This is a genomic window from Peribacillus sp. NPDC096447 (assembly GCF_044762725.1).
Taxonomy (GTDB): domain Bacteria; phylum Bacillota; class Bacilli; order Bacillales; family DSM-1321; genus Peribacillus.
Map to the genome: position 1 here is coordinate 119205 of NZ_JBIWEV010000005.1, position 19829 is coordinate 139033.

Annotated in this window: 18 protein-coding genes and 5 pseudogenes; 13 read left to right on the forward strand and 10 right to left on the reverse strand. The window is 37.5% G+C overall.

Features of this window, described 5'->3' with window-relative positions; all coding sequences use genetic code 11:
• Positions 1–13: 13 nt before the first annotated feature.
• On the reverse strand, positions 14–382 hold the full coding sequence (locus ACIQZD_RS17875) for a VOC family protein (RefSeq protein ID WP_402905034.1): 369 nt from the start codon (positions 380–382) through the stop codon (positions 14–16).
• 182 nt (positions 383–564) lie between these two features.
• Here ACIQZD_RS17875 and ACIQZD_RS17880 point away from each other — a divergent pair, with 182 nt between their 5' ends.
• The 3 genes from ACIQZD_RS17880 (at position 565) to ACIQZD_RS17890 (ending at position 2289) form a co-directional block, all read left to right on the forward strand.
• Positions 565–969, forward strand: a complete 405-nt coding sequence (locus ACIQZD_RS17880; RefSeq protein ID WP_402905036.1) for a secondary thiamine-phosphate synthase enzyme YjbQ — start codon at positions 565–567, stop codon at positions 967–969.
• Between the two features lie 39 nt (positions 970–1008).
• Positions 1009–1584 carry a GNAT family N-acetyltransferase gene (locus ACIQZD_RS17885; protein ID WP_402905039.1) on the forward strand — a complete coding sequence of 192 codons (576 nt, stop codon included), beginning with the start codon at positions 1009–1011 and terminating at the stop codon, positions 1582–1584.
• 105 nt (positions 1585–1689) lie between these two features.
• Positions 1690–2289, forward strand: a complete 600-nt coding sequence (locus ACIQZD_RS17890; protein ID WP_402905041.1) for a cell wall hydrolase — start codon at positions 1690–1692, stop codon at positions 2287–2289.
• A gap of 61 nt (positions 2290–2350) precedes the next feature.
• Here the strand turns inward: ACIQZD_RS17890 and ACIQZD_RS17895 are convergent, their stop codons facing one another.
• Entirely contained in the window at positions 2351–2938 is a 588-nt protein-coding gene (locus tag ACIQZD_RS17895; protein ID WP_402905043.1) for a DUF2087 domain-containing protein, read from the reverse strand.
• Between the two features lie 160 nt (positions 2939–3098).
• On the opposite strand from ACIQZD_RS17895, the gene trhA reads away from it, so the two are divergent.
• Both trhA and ACIQZD_RS17905 read left to right on the forward strand, forming a co-directional pair.
• Entirely contained in the window at positions 3099–3743 is a 645-nt protein-coding gene (gene trhA / locus ACIQZD_RS17900) for a PAQR family membrane homeostasis protein TrhA (protein ID WP_402905045.1), read from the forward strand.
• Positions 3744–3843: 100 nt separating this feature from the next.
• Positions 3844–4329: a YusW family protein gene (locus ACIQZD_RS17905; RefSeq protein ID WP_350299107.1), complete on the forward strand. Its 486-nt coding sequence runs from the start codon at positions 3844–3846 to the stop codon at positions 4327–4329.
• 281 nt (positions 4330–4610) lie between these two features.
• Here the strand turns inward: ACIQZD_RS17905 and ACIQZD_RS17910 are convergent, their stop codons facing one another.
• Positions 4611–5183: a biotin transporter BioY gene (locus tag ACIQZD_RS17910; protein WP_230175713.1), complete on the reverse strand. Its 573-nt coding sequence runs from the start codon at positions 5181–5183 to the stop codon at positions 4611–4613.
• Between the two features lie 886 nt (positions 5184–6069).
• Positions 6070–6711, reverse strand: coding sequence for a DUF1796 family putative cysteine peptidase (locus ACIQZD_RS17915; protein ID WP_402905049.1), 642 nt, complete (start codon positions 6709–6711; stop codon positions 6070–6072).
• 581 nt (positions 6712–7292) lie between these two features.
• Here ACIQZD_RS17915 and ACIQZD_RS17920 point away from each other — a divergent pair.
• Together ACIQZD_RS17920 and ACIQZD_RS17925 are read left to right on the forward strand one after the other, a co-directional pair.
• A pseudogene (locus ACIQZD_RS17920) lies at positions 7293–7748 on the forward strand (flotillin domain-containing protein); the annotation flags it as partial.
• Positions 7749–8257: 509 nt separating this feature from the next.
• Positions 8258–8419 carry a DNA methyltransferase gene (locus tag ACIQZD_RS17925; protein WP_402905614.1) on the forward strand — a complete coding sequence of 54 codons (162 nt, stop codon included), beginning with the start codon at positions 8258–8260 and terminating at the stop codon, positions 8417–8419.
• Positions 8420–8738: 319 nt separating this feature from the next.
• Here ACIQZD_RS17925 and ACIQZD_RS17930 read toward each other — a convergent pair whose 3' ends face one another.
• Complete coding sequence (locus ACIQZD_RS17930) at positions 8739–9059, reverse strand: 2Fe-2S iron-sulfur cluster-binding protein (RefSeq protein ID WP_402905051.1); 321 nt, start codon at positions 9057–9059, stop codon at positions 8739–8741.
• 318 nt (positions 9060–9377) lie between these two features.
• Here ACIQZD_RS17930 and cdaS point away from each other — a divergent pair, with 318 nt between their 5' ends.
• The 3 genes and pseudogenes from cdaS to ACIQZD_RS17945 all read left to right on the forward strand — a co-directional run.
• Positions 9378–9998: a sporulation-specific diadenylate cyclase CdaS gene (cdaS, locus tag ACIQZD_RS17935; RefSeq protein ID WP_402905053.1), complete on the forward strand. Its 621-nt coding sequence runs from the start codon at positions 9378–9380 to the stop codon at positions 9996–9998.
• A gap of 59 nt (positions 9999–10057) precedes the next feature.
• Positions 10058–10590, forward strand: a pseudogene (locus tag ACIQZD_RS17940) (NADPH-dependent FMN reductase).
• Positions 10587–10710: pseudogene (locus ACIQZD_RS17945) on the forward strand (IS6 family transposase); the annotation flags it as partial. The pseudogenes ACIQZD_RS17940 and ACIQZD_RS17945, both read left to right, overlap by 4 nt.
• Before the next feature lie 384 nt (positions 10711–11094).
• Here ACIQZD_RS17945 and ycaC read toward each other — a convergent pair.
• Positions 11095–11727 carry an isochorismate family cysteine hydrolase YcaC gene (gene ycaC, locus ACIQZD_RS17950; protein WP_402905056.1) on the reverse strand — a complete coding sequence of 211 codons (633 nt, stop codon included), beginning with the start codon at positions 11725–11727 and terminating at the stop codon, positions 11095–11097.
• A 391-nt stretch (positions 11728–12118) separates the two neighbouring features.
• Between ycaC and ACIQZD_RS17955 the strand changes: the two genes are divergently transcribed.
• The gene (locus tag ACIQZD_RS17955) at positions 12119–13378 is read left to right on the forward strand and encodes a glycosyl hydrolase family 18 protein (RefSeq protein ID WP_402905058.1); all 1260 of its coding nucleotides are present in this window, start codon (positions 12119–12121) and stop codon (positions 13376–13378) included.
• 158 nt (positions 13379–13536) lie between these two features.
• On the opposite strand, the gene ACIQZD_RS17960 is transcribed toward ACIQZD_RS17955, so the two are convergent.
• Positions 13537–13689 (reverse strand): NADPH-dependent FMN reductase family protein, encoded by a 153-nt coding sequence (locus ACIQZD_RS17960; protein WP_402905653.1) that lies wholly within the window; start codon positions 13687–13689, stop codon positions 13537–13539.
• A 994-nt stretch (positions 13690–14683) separates the two neighbouring features.
• Here ACIQZD_RS17960 and ACIQZD_RS17970 point away from each other — a divergent pair.
• A pseudogene (locus ACIQZD_RS17970) lies at positions 14684–14799 on the forward strand (ring-cleaving dioxygenase); the annotation flags it as partial.
• 142 nt (positions 14800–14941) lie between these two features.
• Here the strand turns inward: ACIQZD_RS17970 and ACIQZD_RS17975 are convergent.
• Complete coding sequence (locus tag ACIQZD_RS17975) at positions 14942–15595, reverse strand: glycoside hydrolase domain-containing protein (RefSeq protein ID WP_402905062.1); 654 nt, start codon at positions 15593–15595, stop codon at positions 14942–14944.
• Positions 15596–16208: 613 nt separating this feature from the next.
• Complete coding sequence (locus ACIQZD_RS17980; protein ID WP_402905064.1) at positions 16209–17531, reverse strand: FAD-binding oxidoreductase; 1323 nt, start codon at positions 17529–17531, stop codon at positions 16209–16211.
• A gap of 743 nt (positions 17532–18274) precedes the next feature.
• Between ACIQZD_RS17980 and ACIQZD_RS17985 the strand changes: the two are divergent.
• Positions 18275–18391, forward strand: a pseudogene (locus ACIQZD_RS17985) (hypothetical protein); the annotation flags it as partial.
• 235 nt (positions 18392–18626) lie between these two features.
• On the opposite strand, the gene ACIQZD_RS17990 reads toward ACIQZD_RS17985, so the two are convergent.
• Positions 18627–19718, reverse strand: a complete 1092-nt coding sequence (locus tag ACIQZD_RS17990) for a GntR family transcriptional regulator (RefSeq protein ID WP_402905066.1) — start codon at positions 19716–19718, stop codon at positions 18627–18629.
• Between the last annotated feature and the right edge of the window lie 111 nt (positions 19719–19829).

A 19829-nucleotide genomic window follows, 5' to 3' on the forward strand; every position in this document is an offset into this window, starting at 1 on the left:
GACCCGCTTTTTATTATATCCATTCCAAAATTTCGATTCGGTTGCCGAAGGGATCGGCTAAATATATGAGGTTCGCCCGAGGCAACCTCTCGTCTACTGTAAAAGAAATATGCTTAGTAATTAGATGTTGTTTAAAGTCATTAAGATTTTCAACTTCAAGTGCTGGATGGGCTTTTCTCGCGGGAATGAAATTATCCTCCGTTCCGATATGAATTTTGATCGATCCCGATTCAAACCATAACCCGCCATTGGACCTTAATGATCGAGGCTTATTCACTTCTTTGAACATTAATATCTCAGTGAAAAACTTCCTTGATTGGTCCTCGGTATTTTTTGGAGATGCTAATTGGTAATGGTCGATTGACTTAAAAATGAAGCTCATCTTACCACTCCTCCAAATTCCTTATATATCCAATTTTTTAAAAAAATCAATAAGAATAGATTATTTTTTTAAATTGCTATTGATAAGATTTTCTTATGTTTTAATTTTGAATTGTTTATGAAAGCATGAATGTAATGTTTATGGGTAAAGGAGAAATAAAATGACAGAAGGAGTGAACGTACATGCTGAAGAAAAACAGCTTAAAAACGACGAAAAGGGATGATATGATTGATGTTACGACAGAAGTACAGACCTTCATTAATGAAAATGGGATTCAAGAGGGGATAGCTCTTATATATTGTCCACATACGACAGCAGGAATCACGATTAATGAAAATGCTGATCCCGATGTCAAAAAGGATATGCTAAGAAGACTGGATGAGCAATACCCATGGAACCATACATTGGATTTACATATGGAAGGAAACACGGCTGCCCATTTGAAATCAAGTACGGTTGGTTCTTCACAGCAGGTGATCATCCATAAAGGGAGCTTAATCCTTGGTACATGGCAGGGTGTATATTTTTGTGAATTCGATGGTCCCAGAGAAAGGCAATATTTTATAAAATTATGTGTCGACCGGTAAAGTGGAAGGTACAGCAAGGATGAAGTGGGGGGAAGCGGATTGGACGATGTTTGGATTGAAGGAAGCAAAGTAATATTGAGGAATGTTAAACAAACCGATTTAAAACGTTTATGGAGCCTGAAATATGGAAAAGCCGATCCAGAATGGAAAAAGTGGGATGCACCTTATTATCCTCTAGTACTCATTGATTTCCCGACGTATATCGATAAAGAACTGAAGCATAAAACCTATGATGAGAAAATGGGGGCTTACTCCGAGTTATTAATGGAAAAAAACGATCAAATAATAGGATCTGTTGTATATTACTGGGAACATGAACCTTCACGCTGGCTTGAAATCGGAATTACGATTTTTGAGCCCCAGTATTGGAACGGCGGTTACGGAACAGAAGCGTTAATGTTATTCATAGGCTATTTATTCGAAAAAATGGAGATTGAGCGGGTTGGTCTGACGACATGGTCAGGTAATGAACGTATGATCGCAGTTGGAGAAAAGGTGGGCATGCAAGTAGAGGGAAGGATGAGAAAATGCCGTTATCATGATGGTTATTATTACGATTCAATCAGAATGGGAATGCTACGGGAAGAATGGGAATCATTAAAATTTCAAAGTTAATAGACCCGTGAAAATTTTTCCTTCATTTCCTTGGAAAAAATTTAGCACTGTTTTCTATCATATGGTCTGTTATCCTAGGAAGATGCTTAACGAGGAGGTTACAAGATGAAATTATCAGTATTAATAACTGTGATAATGACTCTAAGTGTCATCATACTTGGGATAGCTTTTCCTAAGGGAACGACCAGTAAAGCTTCGGATGGAGCAACCAAACATGTCATTAAACAAGGTGAATCGATATGGGATATTGCGAAGCAGCACGGTGTTCCAATCGGTAAGTTGAAAGAAGTCAATCATAATGTAAATAATGTTGCCGAGCCCGGTAAAACATTGATTATTCCACATGTAATGAATGAAAAAGATAAAGAATTATTAGCAAGACTTGTACATGCAGAAGCCAAAGGGGAACCATACAGAGGTAAGGTCGAGGTGGCAGGAGTTGTTTTGAATCGCCTTGATAGCGATGAATTTCCTGATACGGTAAGGGAAGTCATCTATCAAAAAAACCAATTCTCGCCTGTTGGTGATGGCAGTATAAATAAACCAGCAGGAGATGATGCCAAGAAAGCTGTCAATGAAGCATTGGCGATTCATGGCTATACAAATGATGCATTGTATTTTTGGAATCCTAGCATTTCGGACAGCGAATGGATGAAACAATTAGAGGTAATCAAAATCATCGGCGGTCACCATTTTGCCATATAAACTGCATCTCAAAAACCGGCTTTCCAAATGGGAGGCCGGTTTTTATTTTAGAATCCTTCCGTTAAACGATGTCAGCCCAAATCTCGCGGGGATTCAGCTCATAAATGCTGTTTTCACGGTACATGATGCTTCCGATAATAAGTTCACGCCTTATCGTTGCATAATCATCATGGAATGACTGTATGAATTCATTCAGTTCTTTTTCTGGATATTTACGTCCCTTTTCCAGAAGGCTGCCAATATGATGAAGGATGATCATTTTCTTTTTCCTTTGTGCTGGTATTGTTTTTAGCCGGCCATCTGGCGTAAAGAAGTTTTCAAGGATCTTTTTGTGTTCTAAATTCAGCTTTTGATTATCCATTTTATTAGAATCCCCCTTAGTTGAAACCATTTTAGGTAATGCTGACGAATAATGCTTCAGTACATCTTCATTCAAAAAATAATATACCGTATTTTTTTCCCTGCGATCCTTCACTAAATTAATGTCTTTCAATTTCGTTAAATGGTGTGAAATGGTCGGGGCCGTCAATTTTAATATTCCTGCAAGTGCCTGTCCGTGTTTTGGGCCATTTGCCAGGATGGATATAATCCTAATCCTGGTTACATCACCAATCGTTTTGTGGAAAGCGACCAATTTTTCTAATTGCACATTTATCCCCCTTTTTTAATTAGATTATCATCTAATTAGATGATAATCTAATTAGTGGGTATTAATCAAGTTAATATTCACTTTTCTATATTGCTTGGAAGATCTGGTGTATACTTTAGGTGAATACAAAAAAATTAAGCCGGAATTAAGGAGCTGTAACATGGCTAATACACATGTTTATACAAAAAAAGAAGAAGTGGTCAATGCGATAACCCACGGTATTGGCGTTTTGTTAAGTATTGCCGCACTTGTGTTTTTAATCATATTCTCAGCCCAAACAGGATCGCCTTGGCATGTAGTCATTTCAGTCATTTATGGTGTTTCCATGCTTCTTTTATATGTTTCTTCCACTTTAGTGCATAGTTTTCCAGAGGGCAAAACGAAGGATATATTTGAAATCTTTGATCATTCAGCCATATATATATTCATTGCTGGGACATACACGCCCATCATGCTTCTTGTGATCCAAGGGTCACTCGGGTGGACACTGCTAGGTATAATTTGGGGAGTTGCAATCATTGGCGTCGTCTTCAAAGCTTTCTATGTGAAAAGATTCCTCTTCCTTTCGACGATTCTCTATATTGCAATGGGGTGGATGATCGTTATCGTTTGGGGACCACTTACAGCAACGATGCCTTCAGCTGGTATCCAGTTATTGATTGCAGGGGGATTGCTTTATACGTTTGGAGCCATCTTTTATGTTTGGCGCGGTTTTCCGTTTCATCACGCGGTTTGGCATGTATTCGTGCTTGGGGGGTCTGTCACACACTTTTTTGCGGTATTGTTTTATATCCTTCCACAATGATCACTTGGTTGATTTGATGTATCTGAGAGATTCTTAAGGTTTTAAATGCCCCCTATCAGGAAATAAATAACGTATACAAACTAAAGGAGGAAAAAAACTAATGAGAAGATCAATCAAAATATTATCGGTCCCGTTTGCGGCTATGCTTGTTTTGGCTGGATGCGGCGAAGAAAACGATGAAGTGAAAAACCCGCCGGTTCAGGAAAATGAAAATCAAGCGGAAAATAATCCTGAAACAGGAACGGATAATAATGAAAAACTGCCTTTCACTTATAAGGATTTTCAATTAGAAGTGGATTATACAGGCAATGATAACGAATACGAAGCTGAATATGATACCATGGGAGCTCAAACAGAAGCTTCGATCGAGGACAAACTTAACAAACATGAAGTTCACGGTGATGAAGCAATGAAAGAATTGACCCCGATTTTAGAAAAATTGACATTCACCAAAGATTCATCAGATGAGGAAGTCATTCAAGAAGTGACAAAAGCTTTTAATTTGAAAGATGACTATCAAGAATTCGATTTAGAGGTCGTTTTCGATGATGGTACGAAAAAGGAATATCAAGTGAATAATAAGTAACAAAATCCGTTACTGTATTCTTTCCTATGTAATAAAATGGTAGCATGTTCATTGTGTCCTCAATAGTTGTCAAATTACTGTTACTATAGTAAAATGATTACGGTTAGCAAAGGGGATAATATACATTTGCTATTCATATTCGGACTTATGGGGATAGGACCGCAATAAATACTTGTAAAAAAGATTCTTTTTAAGAGTCTTTTTTTTATGTAGTGTTCCGGAATTTGAATATAGACGAAAGAGAGGGTACCACTAGCGGTACCCTCTCTTTCGTTTACCCATCATTGGGAAAGTGGTGCATTTTTTTTTGGAAGCATATTAGCCGACGCTAACCTTGAACGGATTGTAATGCCAAGCCAAGATGCAAGGAATGCCTTTAAAACGCCTACGATTATAAATGGAGCGAAACCGCTGGCAAATGCCACTGGCCAAGATAATGAACTCATATATTTTAACCAAACCGTACCGATGACCAAAGTAACTATCATCCCGATTGTATTTGCAAGGAAAGCCATCGCAACTGAGAAACGCGTTTTTTCCAATATCAAACCCGTTATATACACTGTCGGGATATAGGATAATAAATAACCGCCAGTCGGACCGAATATCTTAGCTAGCCCTCCTGACATTTCAGCGAATACTGGTACTCCCGCTGCTCCTATGAACAAGTATAATAAAACGGAAGAGGTTCCATAACGTGAACCCAGTATCGTAGCGGCCAATCCAACAGCTAGTGTCTGTCCTGTAATCGGTACTATGGGCAGTGGAATTGTAATTTGGGCAAGTATTCCTATAAGTGCTGCAAATAAAGCTGTAACCATCATCATTCTTAACTTCTCATGACGTTCCTTCATCGTGCTTCCCCCTAATGTAAACCTAGTTGTGTAACGAGTTAACATATAAAGAATTTTAATATGTTAAGTAAACACTGTCAATGATATTATGAATTTTTTTCAATAATGGTCTTTTAAAATAAATGAAACTTTTTGAATGCGTCATTCGCATGAATGGTAAGTAAATTAAATGGAGGGGGTTATAACCGTTTATTATCATTGTTGGTAAAACGCTTTTCCTTGGTCCTTAAAGTAGTAAGCGGCTTTGAAAAGTCGAATTTAAAGGATGAAAAAGATGGAGTTATTTGGGGGTCCATTAGAAACAGTCTATTTATATGGATTGATTATATTTGGGGGGCTAACACTCTTAGATTATAAGTCGTACGAACGTACGATAATGAACGAAAGGAGGGAGTTATATTTTGGGGAACGACACCCGTAGGGTGAAAGCGTTTAAGTGATGAGGTACCAGAACATTTTTATAAAGAATTTGCGAAAAGCTGCATTAATAAAAGGGGGAGAAAAAGGGAATTTTTACAGGGAATTTTAGAAAAAGAGTTCAAGAAAAAAAGTAACTTAGTAATAGAAAAGGCGCATTCTGCTGTAACAGAATACACCTTTTCTTTGAGCTCTCGCCTATTTTATAAACGGAGTGCAGCTACTAACAACAGTCCTCATTCCATTTTATCTGGATCGCCAAAAACCGAATGAACAATTGGCAATATACAAAAAAAACGAGAAAAATGTCAGGTGACGTGACAATTATGGAAAATTTCTAACTCCTTAAATTAAAATTGGTTGCGAAATTAACGGAAAACCAGGTTCAAGAAATATAGAACAGCGTTACAAGACTAGAAAAAAGGAAAAAGCAACGTAGCTGTTTTTTCCTTTTATATTGGTACAGTATTTAAACTGTTACGTTTATGCCAGATAATAAAGTCTTCCACAGGGCATCATTAATATGAAACATATCATCGGTGTCAAAGCCCGTATCTGGTAGTTCGACTACACAGACTCGTTGCAATGGCCAACTTCTTTCAACAATTCCTTTAACATTTGTATGATTTACAACGAGGATCCGGAAATCATGTTTAACAACCTGCGATAACACCTTCTCAAGTTCTGTAATTTCTTCTAACGTTCCCTGTGTTCTAATAAAAAGCAGACGCTGGCCGTTAGCCATTTTGTCTTTAAAACGTGCTGCACGCCGGTCATATTTTTGCTTAACCTCAGGATATGCGGCTAGATTAGTAGGGGTATTTACATCCGTTTTAAAATCATGATTGAAATATATTTTATAAGCATTATCTGACACCAGCAAATCCTTATCAGAAGCGTAGCCCCGAAATTCCAAATTAGGTTTTTCGAGGAAACCAGCAAATTGATTCTGTAGCAGCCGGGTTACATCCGGTAGAGAAGGAGAACCCACCCAATCCAATACTCCTGCAAATGGCCTTAGATTGTTTTTTCTAAGCTGAATGCCAGCTAAACAATTATGACCTAAACTATAAATAGCATCATAGCTCCCTTTTAAATCTATTAAATTCATAAGCTCATCTCCATATATCTTGTTAATCCCAGCAGCTGGCAAATAGAAAACGAACGCTGCAGCCAGCACATGATGAATTCGTGCAGCAAATATCTATACTTATGAAATGCAAAAGAAGATGAAAATGAGAGGGCAGAGAGAGGACATCTCTTAAAATGTGCGTATGTATCAGGAACAATTGCCTGGTCAATGATAAAGAGTATAACCAAAAGATTATAAAGAAGAAACCTCCACCAAATCCAAAACCTTCTTCACACACCTAATAAACTGTTGGAGGTACCTCTTATTGAGATAACTGGTGCGTTAGGTGCTTTCGTGAAATGCTGTTTTAAAGAACAAAAATTAATATGTACTAGTTTTAGTTATTTAGCTAACGGTTCTACTTCAGGTTGCTGAAGCAACCTTTTTGTTATGCAACTAAGGGGCCGGCAGAGGTTTCCATGCATATAATTTTGAATCATTTTATCCAGCTGTTTACCTGCTGTTGCGATTAAATACTTCTTATCCCATAGGTTATTCCCGTGATTTAGTTTAGAACTAAAAAATTCCTTATACAAAAACCGATCTGGTTCCTCCTTTTAGAGCTTTTTCGTATGGACGGTCTTGCTAAAGCGGACGCACAAAGGGCACAAGGTACGACTGAAGCGGAAATCATCAGGTTAAAAGGGGTAGCGGAGGCAGAAGCCAAGCAGAAAATCGCTGAAGCTTTTGAACAGTTCGGGCAAGCGGCCGTAATGGACATGATTTTGAAAATGCTTCCGGAGTATGCAAAACAAGTGGCAAGCCCGCTTAGTAATATAGACAAGATCACTGTAGTGGATACAGGCGGAAGCGGAGTGAATGGCGGGGCTAATAAAGTGACTGGATATGCAACGGATTTAATGGCATCATTTCAGGAGTCATTAAAAGCATCTTCGGGAATTGATGTCAAAGACTTGCTTGAGAATTTCTCAGGAAAGCGCAATTTACCATTTACCACGATCAGCCAGGAGAATGTCAAAGCGAACATGAATATGGCAGCAAGCAAGGAAGAATAACAGGGGAAAATTTAAGGGAGGCAAGAGCACTTATATGCTCTTACCTTTTTTTGAATAGTTTTTGCTTATAAAAGGCATGATCATTTTTTTGATCTTTTATACGTAACAAATATGTTCGTCATAGTCGGTTTTCAAAAAATTCATCATCCTTTGTTTTGGGTGGAAATAATGATAGCAATTAAAGTAAAAGGAAAAGTCGTCAAAAAAGAGGGGATTTTTATCATCGAAGCCATTAGTATTTAAAAGAGTACTAATTCCAGGTTAAAATAAGTGATATATTAAAAGTTGCAAAAAGCTGAAGTTGAAACTACAAAAATAGGAATTTGGGAAAAAACCAATCCGTTCCCCATTAATGCGAAAGTAAATTATTTGTCAAGCTCATGAGAATATTTTTTTCCTATACTAAATGGACAAAAAGAACGTTTAATTCATATTATGAAGCTCCTATAGTTAGTGGAAAGTAAGAGTTCATCCTCGTCAAAAGCCAGTTATTGTTCTTAAAAAAATCATTGCAACTCATAAATGGTGAAACAGAATTAGATTGTTTTATGAGTTCAGGATCAACAGGACAGGCTGCTATAAATCTAAATCGGAACTTTATTGGTTTCAAATTAGATAATACCTACTTTAACAAAGCTTCGAATGCTTTGCATAAAGATAGCGCAAGTTAAATGATGTTGCGGTTGAGACCCCTGGTGACATTGTTATTGATATTTAATTTACCTCTGAATTCCCCATTTTTTTATTATACAAAAAGTACCCTATAGAGTAGACATTCATTAAGTGTCTACTCTATAGGGTACTTTTTAAATATCTGCCTGACCTTATAATACGAACAGGTTTGATAGACGTATAAGAAAACCACCAATTTGGTGGCTTTATGAATGTGCAATTCTCTTATTAAAAACCTTACTCTAAAGGAGCGAGTTAATGGGCAGTTTATATTTGATGTTATGATTTGAAAATTGTTCACTTATATATATGCTAAATTTAGTCAGCTGGCCTTGGACCAGCGTCAATTCGAGAGTTTTCTACAGTCATTATCGGGCGAATGGTTATGTCTCCATTCACGAAAATTTGACAGGATAAACGCAAATGATCTTCAATTCCCTTTTCCTCAAAGGCCTTTTTTTCTTTATGGGTTACCTCAAAAAAATCACCTGTCAATATTTCTACTCTGCAAGTCGTACATTTTGCCTGCCCTCCACAGCGGTGAAGAATATTTATTTCGTTATCTTCCAATGCTAGAACTAACTTTTTTCCCATTTCAACTTCAAAAGTTCCTCGGTCAAATACCGTAACGTAAGGCATTTTATACCACCTCATATATAATGATAAATTTCAATGGTCTTTAAAATAGTTATTGTCTTACCTTGCCCCTAAAACATGAAAAAATACTGATAGATGTTAAAGATGAATAAAAAAATGGATACCTCATTTTGCCGAACATGCTTTTTACAATAGATGAATAAATAATTCTTATGTAGACAAACTTTAAGTACATTTAAATTATAGATTGAACAAGTCGTGAAACCGATAAAAATATTATTAAAAATTAGACTGAACTTTTTGCGAGCAATGTTGGTGATGATATATCGAAAAAAGAGAGTTAAATGGAGGTGCGTTTCTGTGAATAATGGAAGTTGCGATTTTTCACCAATGAAACAAATATTAAAAGAGGATATTCGTCAAGTAATAACGGCATTACAGAATAACTTAGAAGCAATGGGTAATGAAAACAATTGTCTTCTTGGAAACTTTGAAAAAATTAAAGAAAAATTTGTGTACATTGAAATGAAAGCTGCCACTTTTTATTTAAACTGTTATTTGTCTCCGTTTACGGACAAATATCCGGAATTATCAATTTGCGTACAAAATATGTCGAATCTGAGACATGGTGGATTAATTGTGATTCAACGGGAAGATTCTCTTGAATCTTTGATTCAACCGGGTATTTCAATAGGAGCAGAGTTAACCCATTCTTTATTAGAATCAATTTTTTTTCCTGGAAATCCACTCCATGATGGTGCTGTATTGGTAAGACACAATCAAATCGATTCTGCAGCAAATGTCCTGCCGCTTTCAGACAGATATACAGCTGATAAAAAACTTGGTACACGACATCGCTCTGCTTTAGGTTTAACTGAACGAAGTGATGCCCTTGTACTGGTAGTATCTGAGGAAACAGGTAGAGTTTCATTTGCTTTAAATGGAAACCTTTATCCAATTACTACTCATGGGTCCCTATAGAGATTAAATTTTGAAATTTAAAGCTGGGAGAAAATGATTTGAAAAAAGGGGTAATCGCTATGATCAAAACAATTGGACTTATTTGCGGCAGCTTAAGAAAAGAATCTTATAATCGGATCATAGCTGAGGCATTGCCAGAGCTGGATGATTTCATAGAATTTCGTTGGATAGAACTTAAAGATCTCCCCTTATTTAATGAGGATTTAGAAGTTGGAGGAGATCCAGAAACGATAACAACATTTAAAATTTCAATTCAAGAAGTTGAGCGGAATTATAATTGTAAGTCCGGAGTATAACTCAGGTATTCCGGGCGTGTTGAAAAACGCGTTGGATTGGGCTTCTAGACCTCCTAAGTCTAAGTCTTCAGTACTACATAGAAAACCAGTAGGTGTAATTAGAGCCACTCCCGGGGGATTTGGCACTGCCTTTGCTCAAATGCAAATCAGACAAACATTAGAAGCTGTGCAAGCTCATGTTCTTCTTTTAAAAAATACTAATTTCGCACGTACTTGAAAAGATTGACTCCAATCATAAAATGCTCACTGACGAAAAAACAAAACGATATCTTCAAAAAAAAAGCTGTGTGTTCTGAAAAAAGAAGATTTGTTCAAATGGGCACTATCAGCCTGACATTATTTTGTTAACAGTACGATGGTACCTACAGTTCAACTTAAGTTTTCGTGATTCGGTAGAAATGGTGGAGGAGCGTGGCTTTCCTTAGCTGGGAGTATTGGTTGGGGGGCTAATCAAGTAATTATTACAATCATAATAGGCGTTATTTTTATAAGCTTATTTATATGGCGTGAGTCAGTCGATTGCTAGTGTTTTGAAGGTCTTGCATCAGAACTGGTGTGATTGTTGTTGCACCAGACTACATAGACCAATCCATCTTTAGGGCTGGTAGAAACCCTTACGGCAATCCGTAACAGTTGGGCAGGACGGCAAAAAAGTGGAAGATGTGGCAAGTGCAACAAAACTTAAAGTAACGATTTCGAAATCTATAAAAAGGCAATAGTATTGGAAGAGCTAACCGGTACCCTTACCGGCCAGCTTTTTTTCAGTGTCATATGAAAAAATTGAGAATTTAGTTTTTCTACTAGTTAAGATCGTTCTGAGCTCCCATATAACTCCCGATTACATTTTGATAGCCCGGAAGTAGGCTGGCAAGTAAAGCGCCAAAACCTTCGCTATCGTTACGCCAATCGCGTTGTAATTCTGACGCCACGCTAAACCAGTTCATAAGTTGCACGCCAGCATGTGCCATTCGCATTAGCGCGGCGTTCGCCACCTGTTGGCTGAATGTTCCGGAAGCATCGGTAACGACAAATGCTTCATAACCCGCTTTCAATGCGGAAAGTGCTGGGAAAGCAACGCAGACATCAGTAACCACACCGGCAATGATAAGTTGCTTTTTGCCAGTCGCCTCGATAGCCTTGACAAAATCCTCGTTGTCCCAGGCATTAATTTGCCCTGGACGAGAGATCTTTGGCGCATTTGGGAAAAGCTCGATGAGCTCCTGCATTAGTGGACCGTTCGGGCCATTCTCGAAGCTCGTGGTAAGAATGACGGGGAGATTGAAAAATTTGGCGGTATTAGCCAGAGCCAGGACATTGTTCTTAAACTCATCAACACCGTAGTCACGCACGAGTCCGGAGATAAGGCCGGTCTGATGGTCAACAAAAAGAACGGCGGCATCCTCCTTCGAAATACGGGAATAGAGATCAGTCATTTTATATTCCTCCTTTAACTAAATATAAGGCATACATACTTTCCCCAAATTAATAAATTTGTATTCGCTTGATTTAGAAGCGAATTCTAATTATTAGCCTAGTTAATTACGTTTTTATCAATATTTTCTTTATGTTTTAATAGCGTTTTGGCGATAAGTCATTTCCATCATAAGTTGTCAATACCAATGATTTTTAAAAACGATGGCTGGATCCATAAAAACTTTTCTGTTGAATTGCTTCCGCAAGCTGCTTATTATCATTTTTAAAAAAACATCTGCATATAATTTTTGTTATAAAGTGAAATTGTCATTCTTTTGCGATTTTCTTAAAGACATAATGTGGGGATTATGAGGTTTAATTTGAGATAAAGAAAGATGAAAGAGGTGCCATATGTTTATTTACATTGTTAAAACGGGAGACACCTTATTTTCCATCGCGATGAAATATCGAATTAATATGGATAGTATAAGAATCATAAATGGTTTAAAAACAGATCGATTAGTACCAGGGCAGGACTTACTTATTCCGACAAATATGTATATTGTCCAGCCAGAAGATTCGTTATACACGATTTCTCAAATGGCTTTGGTCCCAATTGAAACGATCCGTTTATATAATGGATTACAATCCGATGTATTGATGGTTGACATGAATATCTATTTGCCGCCAAGAATAAGGTATGAAGCAGAAGGACTGAGTTATCTCACGCCTTCTACCCCCGAAAACAATATAGCCAATGTTGAGACATTTGCTTCTATCAATACCTATTTTGGTATATTTGAACATCATATTCTTGAAGATGGAAGCTTAAGTACACTTGATGATCAACAACTTATTAAGCTTTTAAGGGGAAAAAACGTTGCCCCACTTGCAGTCATTACAAATTTAACGGAGACTGGATTCAGTCCTGAATTAACCAAGCAAGTATTAAATAATCCGGAGGTAAGGCAACGAGTTATTAATAATATTTACAATTTGGTGAAGACAAAAAATTACGCCGGGGTGAATATTGACTTTGAAAGAATCCGTGAAGGAGAAAGGGATTTGTATAGCGGATTCTTACGAGCGTTACGAGATCGACTAAAGCCTGAAGGATATTATACTTCTGTGGCCATCCCAGCGAAAACAAGTGATGACGTCCCTTGGTTAAAGGGATATGATTACGGAGGCATAGGGGCTGCTGTTGACTTTGTTTTTATCATGGCCTATGACTGGCATGAAGCGAGCAGTCAACCGGGTCCTGTTGCTCCTATACAAGAAATAAGGAAAACCATCGAATATGCTTTAAGATTTATGAGGGGAGATAAAATCATTCTTGGTGTCCCGCGGTACGGATATGACTGGACGATGTCAAATGGAACCGCTTTAAGTGCACGTGCTGTATCTGTATCTATTGCTATTGAGACCGCTATGAAATATCAAGTTCCTATTCAATATTCCATTGCAGATCAGCAGCCTTTCTTTAGCTATCGGGACGAAGCGGGTACAAGACATATCGTTTGGTTCGAAGACTCCAGAGCCCGTGCTCAAAAGCTGCAATTGGTTGTCGATTATCGATTAAGGGGGCTTGGAGCCTGGCAAGTAGGATTACACTTTCCTCAATCGGCCTACTTAGTCAAGGAATTTCTGATTCAAAGAAGAGTGATATAAACATAAAACAAGAACCGGGAATAATTACAGAAAAATCCTGCGCTGATTATATTGCGCAGTTTTTCTGTAAGAAGGGTAAGAGGACAGGTCTGATTTAAAAAATTCTAAATCAGAAAGCCTGGACTAATAAATTGGTGGTTTTTAACTTGCCTAATTAATTAGAAAATGGGCAACTTATTTCCTTCATCAAGACCATTTTTAATTATTTCGTCTGTTTTATCTGGGAATTGATTATTTCCTTCAATAATAACTTTTTTTATTTCGTAAATACCTAAAAAGTGAAGTGTGTTTTCGACAAAAGTAACCGCCATTTCTTTGTGACTCGCAGGTGGCTCTGAATACCCCCCTCTCTGGCGTTAAGGATTATGGCTTTCTTTCCTGTTGCCAATCCGATGGATCCATTTAAGGTATATTTAAAAGTAACTCCAGCACGATATAAATAATCAAAATAGGTGAAAAGTATATTTAAATGCATATTCCATTATATTTTCCATTTAATTGTATTTATATTGATGCTTGACTTGTTTTTTAAACTATATAATATTTATCTTTAATTCAAACTATTTACTTTAGGAATGGTAAAATTTTTATTAAAAACGTAATAATGAAGCGAATATAACAATAGTTGATTACTATTGTTTCCTTGATAAAAACAAGAACCTAGAAATTTATTTAAGAAGAATGGAGGGGACAGGGACTGATTTTTTGGATATTTATGATAAAGTGCCCAGTCTAGATTGAAGCTAGAGGTTTAATAGGAAAGCTTTCAATGAATGATGCAAATTGCAAAGATTACAGGAAATAGGTGTCGACTTGATTATTATTTAATCCACGAACACATAAGTTTTGAGAGGGATATGGATCTTAACACTTAGCCGATTTATAATAAGTACCGCTGAAAGTCTAGTTATTATTAAAAAAAAATCTATTTTTGCTTTATTTAAGTTAAGATGTTTCAATGGCTTGGATAACACTTAATCTATATGTACCTACATGACCCTGCATGTCGAAACGTTAGTGTAAGTTTAGACATTTCAAGCCTTGTTTCGTTGTTTACTTCACCTGGTGCCTATGATTGTCTGTGTTAATGTGATCAGTGAATTAAACAGAGAAAGATACATGGATCACGATGTTTTGCAAACAAGTAGAGTTGTGACAACTAGACTAGAGAGCGTTGTTTTATTTACTTATGCGCAGAGAGGGTTCCACTTTTATACAGGCTTTCGATTAAATTACATATGAGTTTCGATTGAGATAGTGTTGTTATGCATCACAACCTCTTGATATAGGTGGTGGTATCCGTAAAAAGGACAATATCCATCTCGAGTAATGGACCAACCAGACATTTAGTATTTCAAACTGGTGAAGGAGGAACTGAAATTCACTTAGAAGAAAGTACGGACCTCCCACCTGAACTCCCAAGATATCAGTAATGATATTCAACAATCGGCCGCGATTGTTGAACTGCTGAGTATATGTCTGAAATGACGACATTTATTTTTTTGTATTGTGAAATTGATAAATATGAAATACAAAATACCCTGCTGAAAAAACGGGGTATTTTTATGACCATAGAATATTTACTAAGCTACTATTAGCTAAATTAGTATCAATTGGACACTGAGTTACTTTTCGACTGTATTGCCAAGCCCATACGTTTCCACCACAATTAGGGGCCTTCGGTTTATAATTAGGGGGATTCCGAGGACCACTTGGGTGCAACTCTGGTTCAGCACTCCATAATATATTTTGTATTTTTACCTTTTCATTTTCTTTTGCTGCATTACAAAAGGCTTTATTAAAACCACCCACCACTGGATCATTGTAAATACCACTTTTATATCCACTTGTAAACATTGCTTCCGTCCAACCTTGAATCCATTCATTATCAACTTGAAAAAATCGTTCAACATTCGCAAATAATGGGACACCTTTTGGTATTCCGAGTTTTCGAGCATTAAATACTGCATTATTTGCAGCTACTCTTCCCTGTCTATATCCTTTTGCATCTTGAAAAGAATTATAAATGGGTAATAATTTTACACCTTTACTTCGAATAAATGAGATTTCCTGTTTTGTTAACCCTTCCGAAGCACCAGGAACTCTTAACAGGTATCTTCCCCAAAATTTAGGATATCCAAAATTACGTATAACACATTGAAATAAGTCTTCCGTTACATTCTCAGCTGAGTCAACTCCCCATTCGTAAATTGCCAATTTCAACACCTCCCCTATAAGTTATGCTGAGCACACTCTGAAGGATTTTTCTTAAGTGATAACGATTAAAGGATGCGGCAAAACTCAACTCTTTCCTTTATTCTTCGGTGAAAATGACTTTTTGAAGGAATGTACTTAAGCTAATGGGAAGAATTCAAGAAATACAGCAACGCCTTTTTAACGTTGCTATCATCGTTAAGTAATTACTAAAAATACTTCCTATAAAATTCTTGTCTAAGCTTCCACATAACTGTGCTTTATTCTGGTAGTTTCACTTTTCTCATGCCCTAATATGCTCTGACTGTCTTCAAGAGGCGGCACCCTTTTGATAATAACAAAATACATCTCTCCCTCAAAAATTTGATTAATAAGAAATTATTGAATTGATTCTTGAAATTGAAACGGAAGGGACTATTTAACTATCTTAAGCAGTTTAATGGAAGAATCGTTCGTTGAATAATGTCGCTTGATAAGAAGCAGATATAAAAATGTCTAGAGCTATAAATACTCATTTCTATAATGAAGTTGAGAATCTTAGTGAAAGCCGTCATATTCGGCGCCTACATTAAAACCAAATCACTATCGCCTACTTTTAATCAGTTTTTAATATTTTTTATTTTGGAATGCTTTGTTCGAAGTGGAATAGATTCTCAGGATCGTACATTTGTTTAACCTTCTTCAGTCTAGCTAAGTTTTCTCCGAAGTATGCATTAGCCCAATCAGGAATCATGGAGTCGCAGTAGTCGCGAAATGCGCCGCGAGTATAGGGGAGCATGGATTTACGGAATTGCTCAATCCATTGGATATTTTTATCTGCTTCCGCATCCTTCACCCAATACGATTGGTATTGGATCACGAACAAGGCTTTGCGGTGTACGAATGCCATTGCATTTGTGGGTACTTGGCTAATCGAACCACCATAGGAGTCAAACGCGATCACATTAGCTGTGCCGGGGGCGGTTTGCAAGTTATGGATCAAAACGCCAAGTGCCGCATCTGACAGAGGTTCGTAGGCATAGGCGGAAGAATGTTTAAATTTGTCTTGCTTTACCTGTCGTCCTGCAAACAGGCGGGCTGCTTCAATCCAAGTAGTGGAGTGGAACTCAGCGGTCTTGGGCTGAGTCGCATCTTGCAGAGGACGAATAATCTGCCTGAGCTCTTGTTCAGAGCCGACAAATACGCCGCTGGAACGGATATCGCCCTGGTTTTGCGCAGGAACTAATAGCAGGGATGTCAGACGTGCATCGGTATGGGGAGCCCACGTCTGCCAATAACGCACCACTTTTTCGAGATCGGCAAAGTCCCATGTTATTCTGTAACGAGTGACATTCTCGATCGGATGCACACGAAAGGTAAAGGATGTGATCACACCAAAGCTGCCGTCTCCCCCACCACGGCAAGCCCAAAACAGGTTGCTGTGCTGACTGTCATTGGCACGGATAATCTTGCCTTGGGCTGTAACCATTTCCACCTCGAGAACGTTATCGCAGGTCATTCCCAATAGCCTGGACAACAACCCGTATCCTCCTCCGAGCGTTATTCCGGATACACCGATCGTCGGACACGTCCCGGATGGGATGGTTACTCTTTCTTTCCAAAGCGCTTCGTACAAAGGTAGCAAACGGAACCCCGCGCCGATCTGCGCCGTGCCGCCCTCTTTATTGATTTGCAGCTTTAGCAGCCCGCTGACATCAATGACGAGACCGCCGTCTACGAGGGAAAATGCTTCATAGCTATGTCCGCCGCTGCGTACGCGAAAAGGAAGCTGTTGCTTACGTGCCCATTGGATCGCGTTGACAACGTCCTGTGTAACCTCACAGTAAACGATCACTTTGGGGAATTTGTTAAAGCGGCCGTTATAATTTTGTCTTGCTTCGTCATAGCCGGGTGAGCCTTGCAGGATCACACGCCCGGTTAGTCCTTCTATGCTTACCATGGGACGATACCTCCTTAAAAACGTAAGATTCGGAGAGCCTTATACAATCCATATGTAAAACAAGAAGAAACAGAACTGATGGACAAATTCTCTCTGATTTTGGACAGAGTGATTCCTTAAATCAACCTGTTCTTTTGATCATATGGCCTCTACTCCAAAAAGAATGGATGTAGCTGTGTCAAAAGACTTGAATCCTAACATAGACTATATTCCTTTCGGTTAACCGATGTTTTCAATTCCGGTTTACCGGATTATTTGGGCTTTGAGTATGAAATGCTTGTTGATGAGAATTTTTAACTTTTCAAAAACAAGAAAATATAGTGGTTCTTAAACTGCGTTAGTTGAACTAGAAAAAAGGGGGTTTTTAGAAACGAGGATAAATCTAAATTATTCCATTATAGGGCGCTTTTCTTTAATAAGAAGGCGTCTTTTTATAATATACCTATAAATTTCAGGGATTGGATTTTATTAGGTGGAAGAAAGATTGTGAAGCTTTCTACTTAAACTATAGGTGCGTTAGCTGAAGATCGGAGCTATCTATAAGGCAGCTTTTTCTTTATTTATCTATATCCTCTCGTTTATTTATCAATATGATTTTTTCATTCATTGATAAGGCTGTATTCCCAGCTAGATTAAAGGTTTTTACTTCTTTTTAATTTCGAACTTTAAAAGTGGTGGCGGTGACCCAAAAAAAATATGGTTCTATTTCTATGGAATGTGGTGAATAGGATTTAAAAAAGTATTTAGGTCAACCCCAAGGGGGATTCCCAAAAGAGCTTCAACGGATCATTCTAAAAGGGAAAGAACCTCTGACTGTTCGCCACAGGGAGCTTTTGGAGAATGAAGGTTTCCAATTTTTGTTTTATCTTTTGATAACTTTACTACCATATTAAGTATGAAAAACCATACTCATTATAGTATGCCTCATTGTCCTTTTGTTTTCTGGCTATTTATGTGGAGTATTACAGGTTTAGTTATGCAACTTTTAGGTGCTTTATTTGTATGTATATATAAAAAACACCGCAAAATGCGGTGTACTTATTTATCTGAATGGTTTACATCATTTGACTACTCCACATAGGTCACACACTAAGATTATTGTATTTCTAACTCTTTGACAGTTTCGCCTTCAATTAACACTGGTTGATAATAGGTTTCGTTTGGTAAATCCTTCTTTCCTTGTAATTTCTTAATGACCCAATCAGCTGCATCATGTCCCATTTGTTCTTGTGGGTGTGTCAATGTCGTTAGTTGGATATTAGCATTTTTCGCAATATAAGAATTGTCCTGGCCAATAATTGATAATTGTTCGGGAATAGAAATATCAAGTTGTCTGCATACATTCGCTACTTCCAACCCTACCTCGTCGTTATAGCAAACAATGGCAGTCAACACGTCTCTATTTTCATTTAGGAACCCTTTCAAGTTCGTGTATAGGTCTAGCTTCGTTTCTGTAGTATACGAAAGCAATTGCTCTGGTTGAAAGCGTAATTTGGCTTCTCCAAGTGCTTTTATATATCCCTTCATTCGATACTTTCCTTGTAAATCATCCATTTTCGAAATGAGACCAATTTGGGAGTGTCCTTTCGAAATCAATTCTTTTGTAGCGAGGTAGCTTGACTGCACATCATCTAGGCAAAAGAAAGGAACCTCTAATTCTTCATAATAAGCGTTAATCATGGTGAATGGAACCTCTTGTTCCTTAAACAATAGGTAGTAAGCGATGTTGGGATTGTATAGATTGCTTTTTGTAGGTTCAATAATCAAACCATCCACGCCAAATGACAACATCATTTCCAAGGCTTTTTTTTCTTGTTCGACATCATTATTTGTACTTGCTAATAGTAACGAATAATTATCTTCATTCAATCTTCTTTCAATTCCGCGGATAATAGAAGGGAAAATGTAATCAGAAATGTAGGTCGTGATTACACCGATCGTTTTATTTTTGGAATTGCCACCAGATTTTGATTGATATTGGTTACTAACATATGTGCCAGATCCTTTTTCACTTCTTAAGAATCCCTCGTTCGATAATTCTAAAATGGACTTTCGTACAGTGTGCCGGCTAACGTTGTACATTTCTTGCATGGCGGTTTCAGTGGGAATTTGTTCCCCTACACTATATTCACCTGTAAGGATTTTATTTTTTAAATCATCAATGATTACCTGATACTTTGGTTTCATTAAACCTCACTTCTTTCATAGTTGTTTACATTCTAATTAAGTTGTATAAAATATTTGTGCGGACATATTTTAACATAATTTTGAATCAATTAAAACAAATCACCTATGATT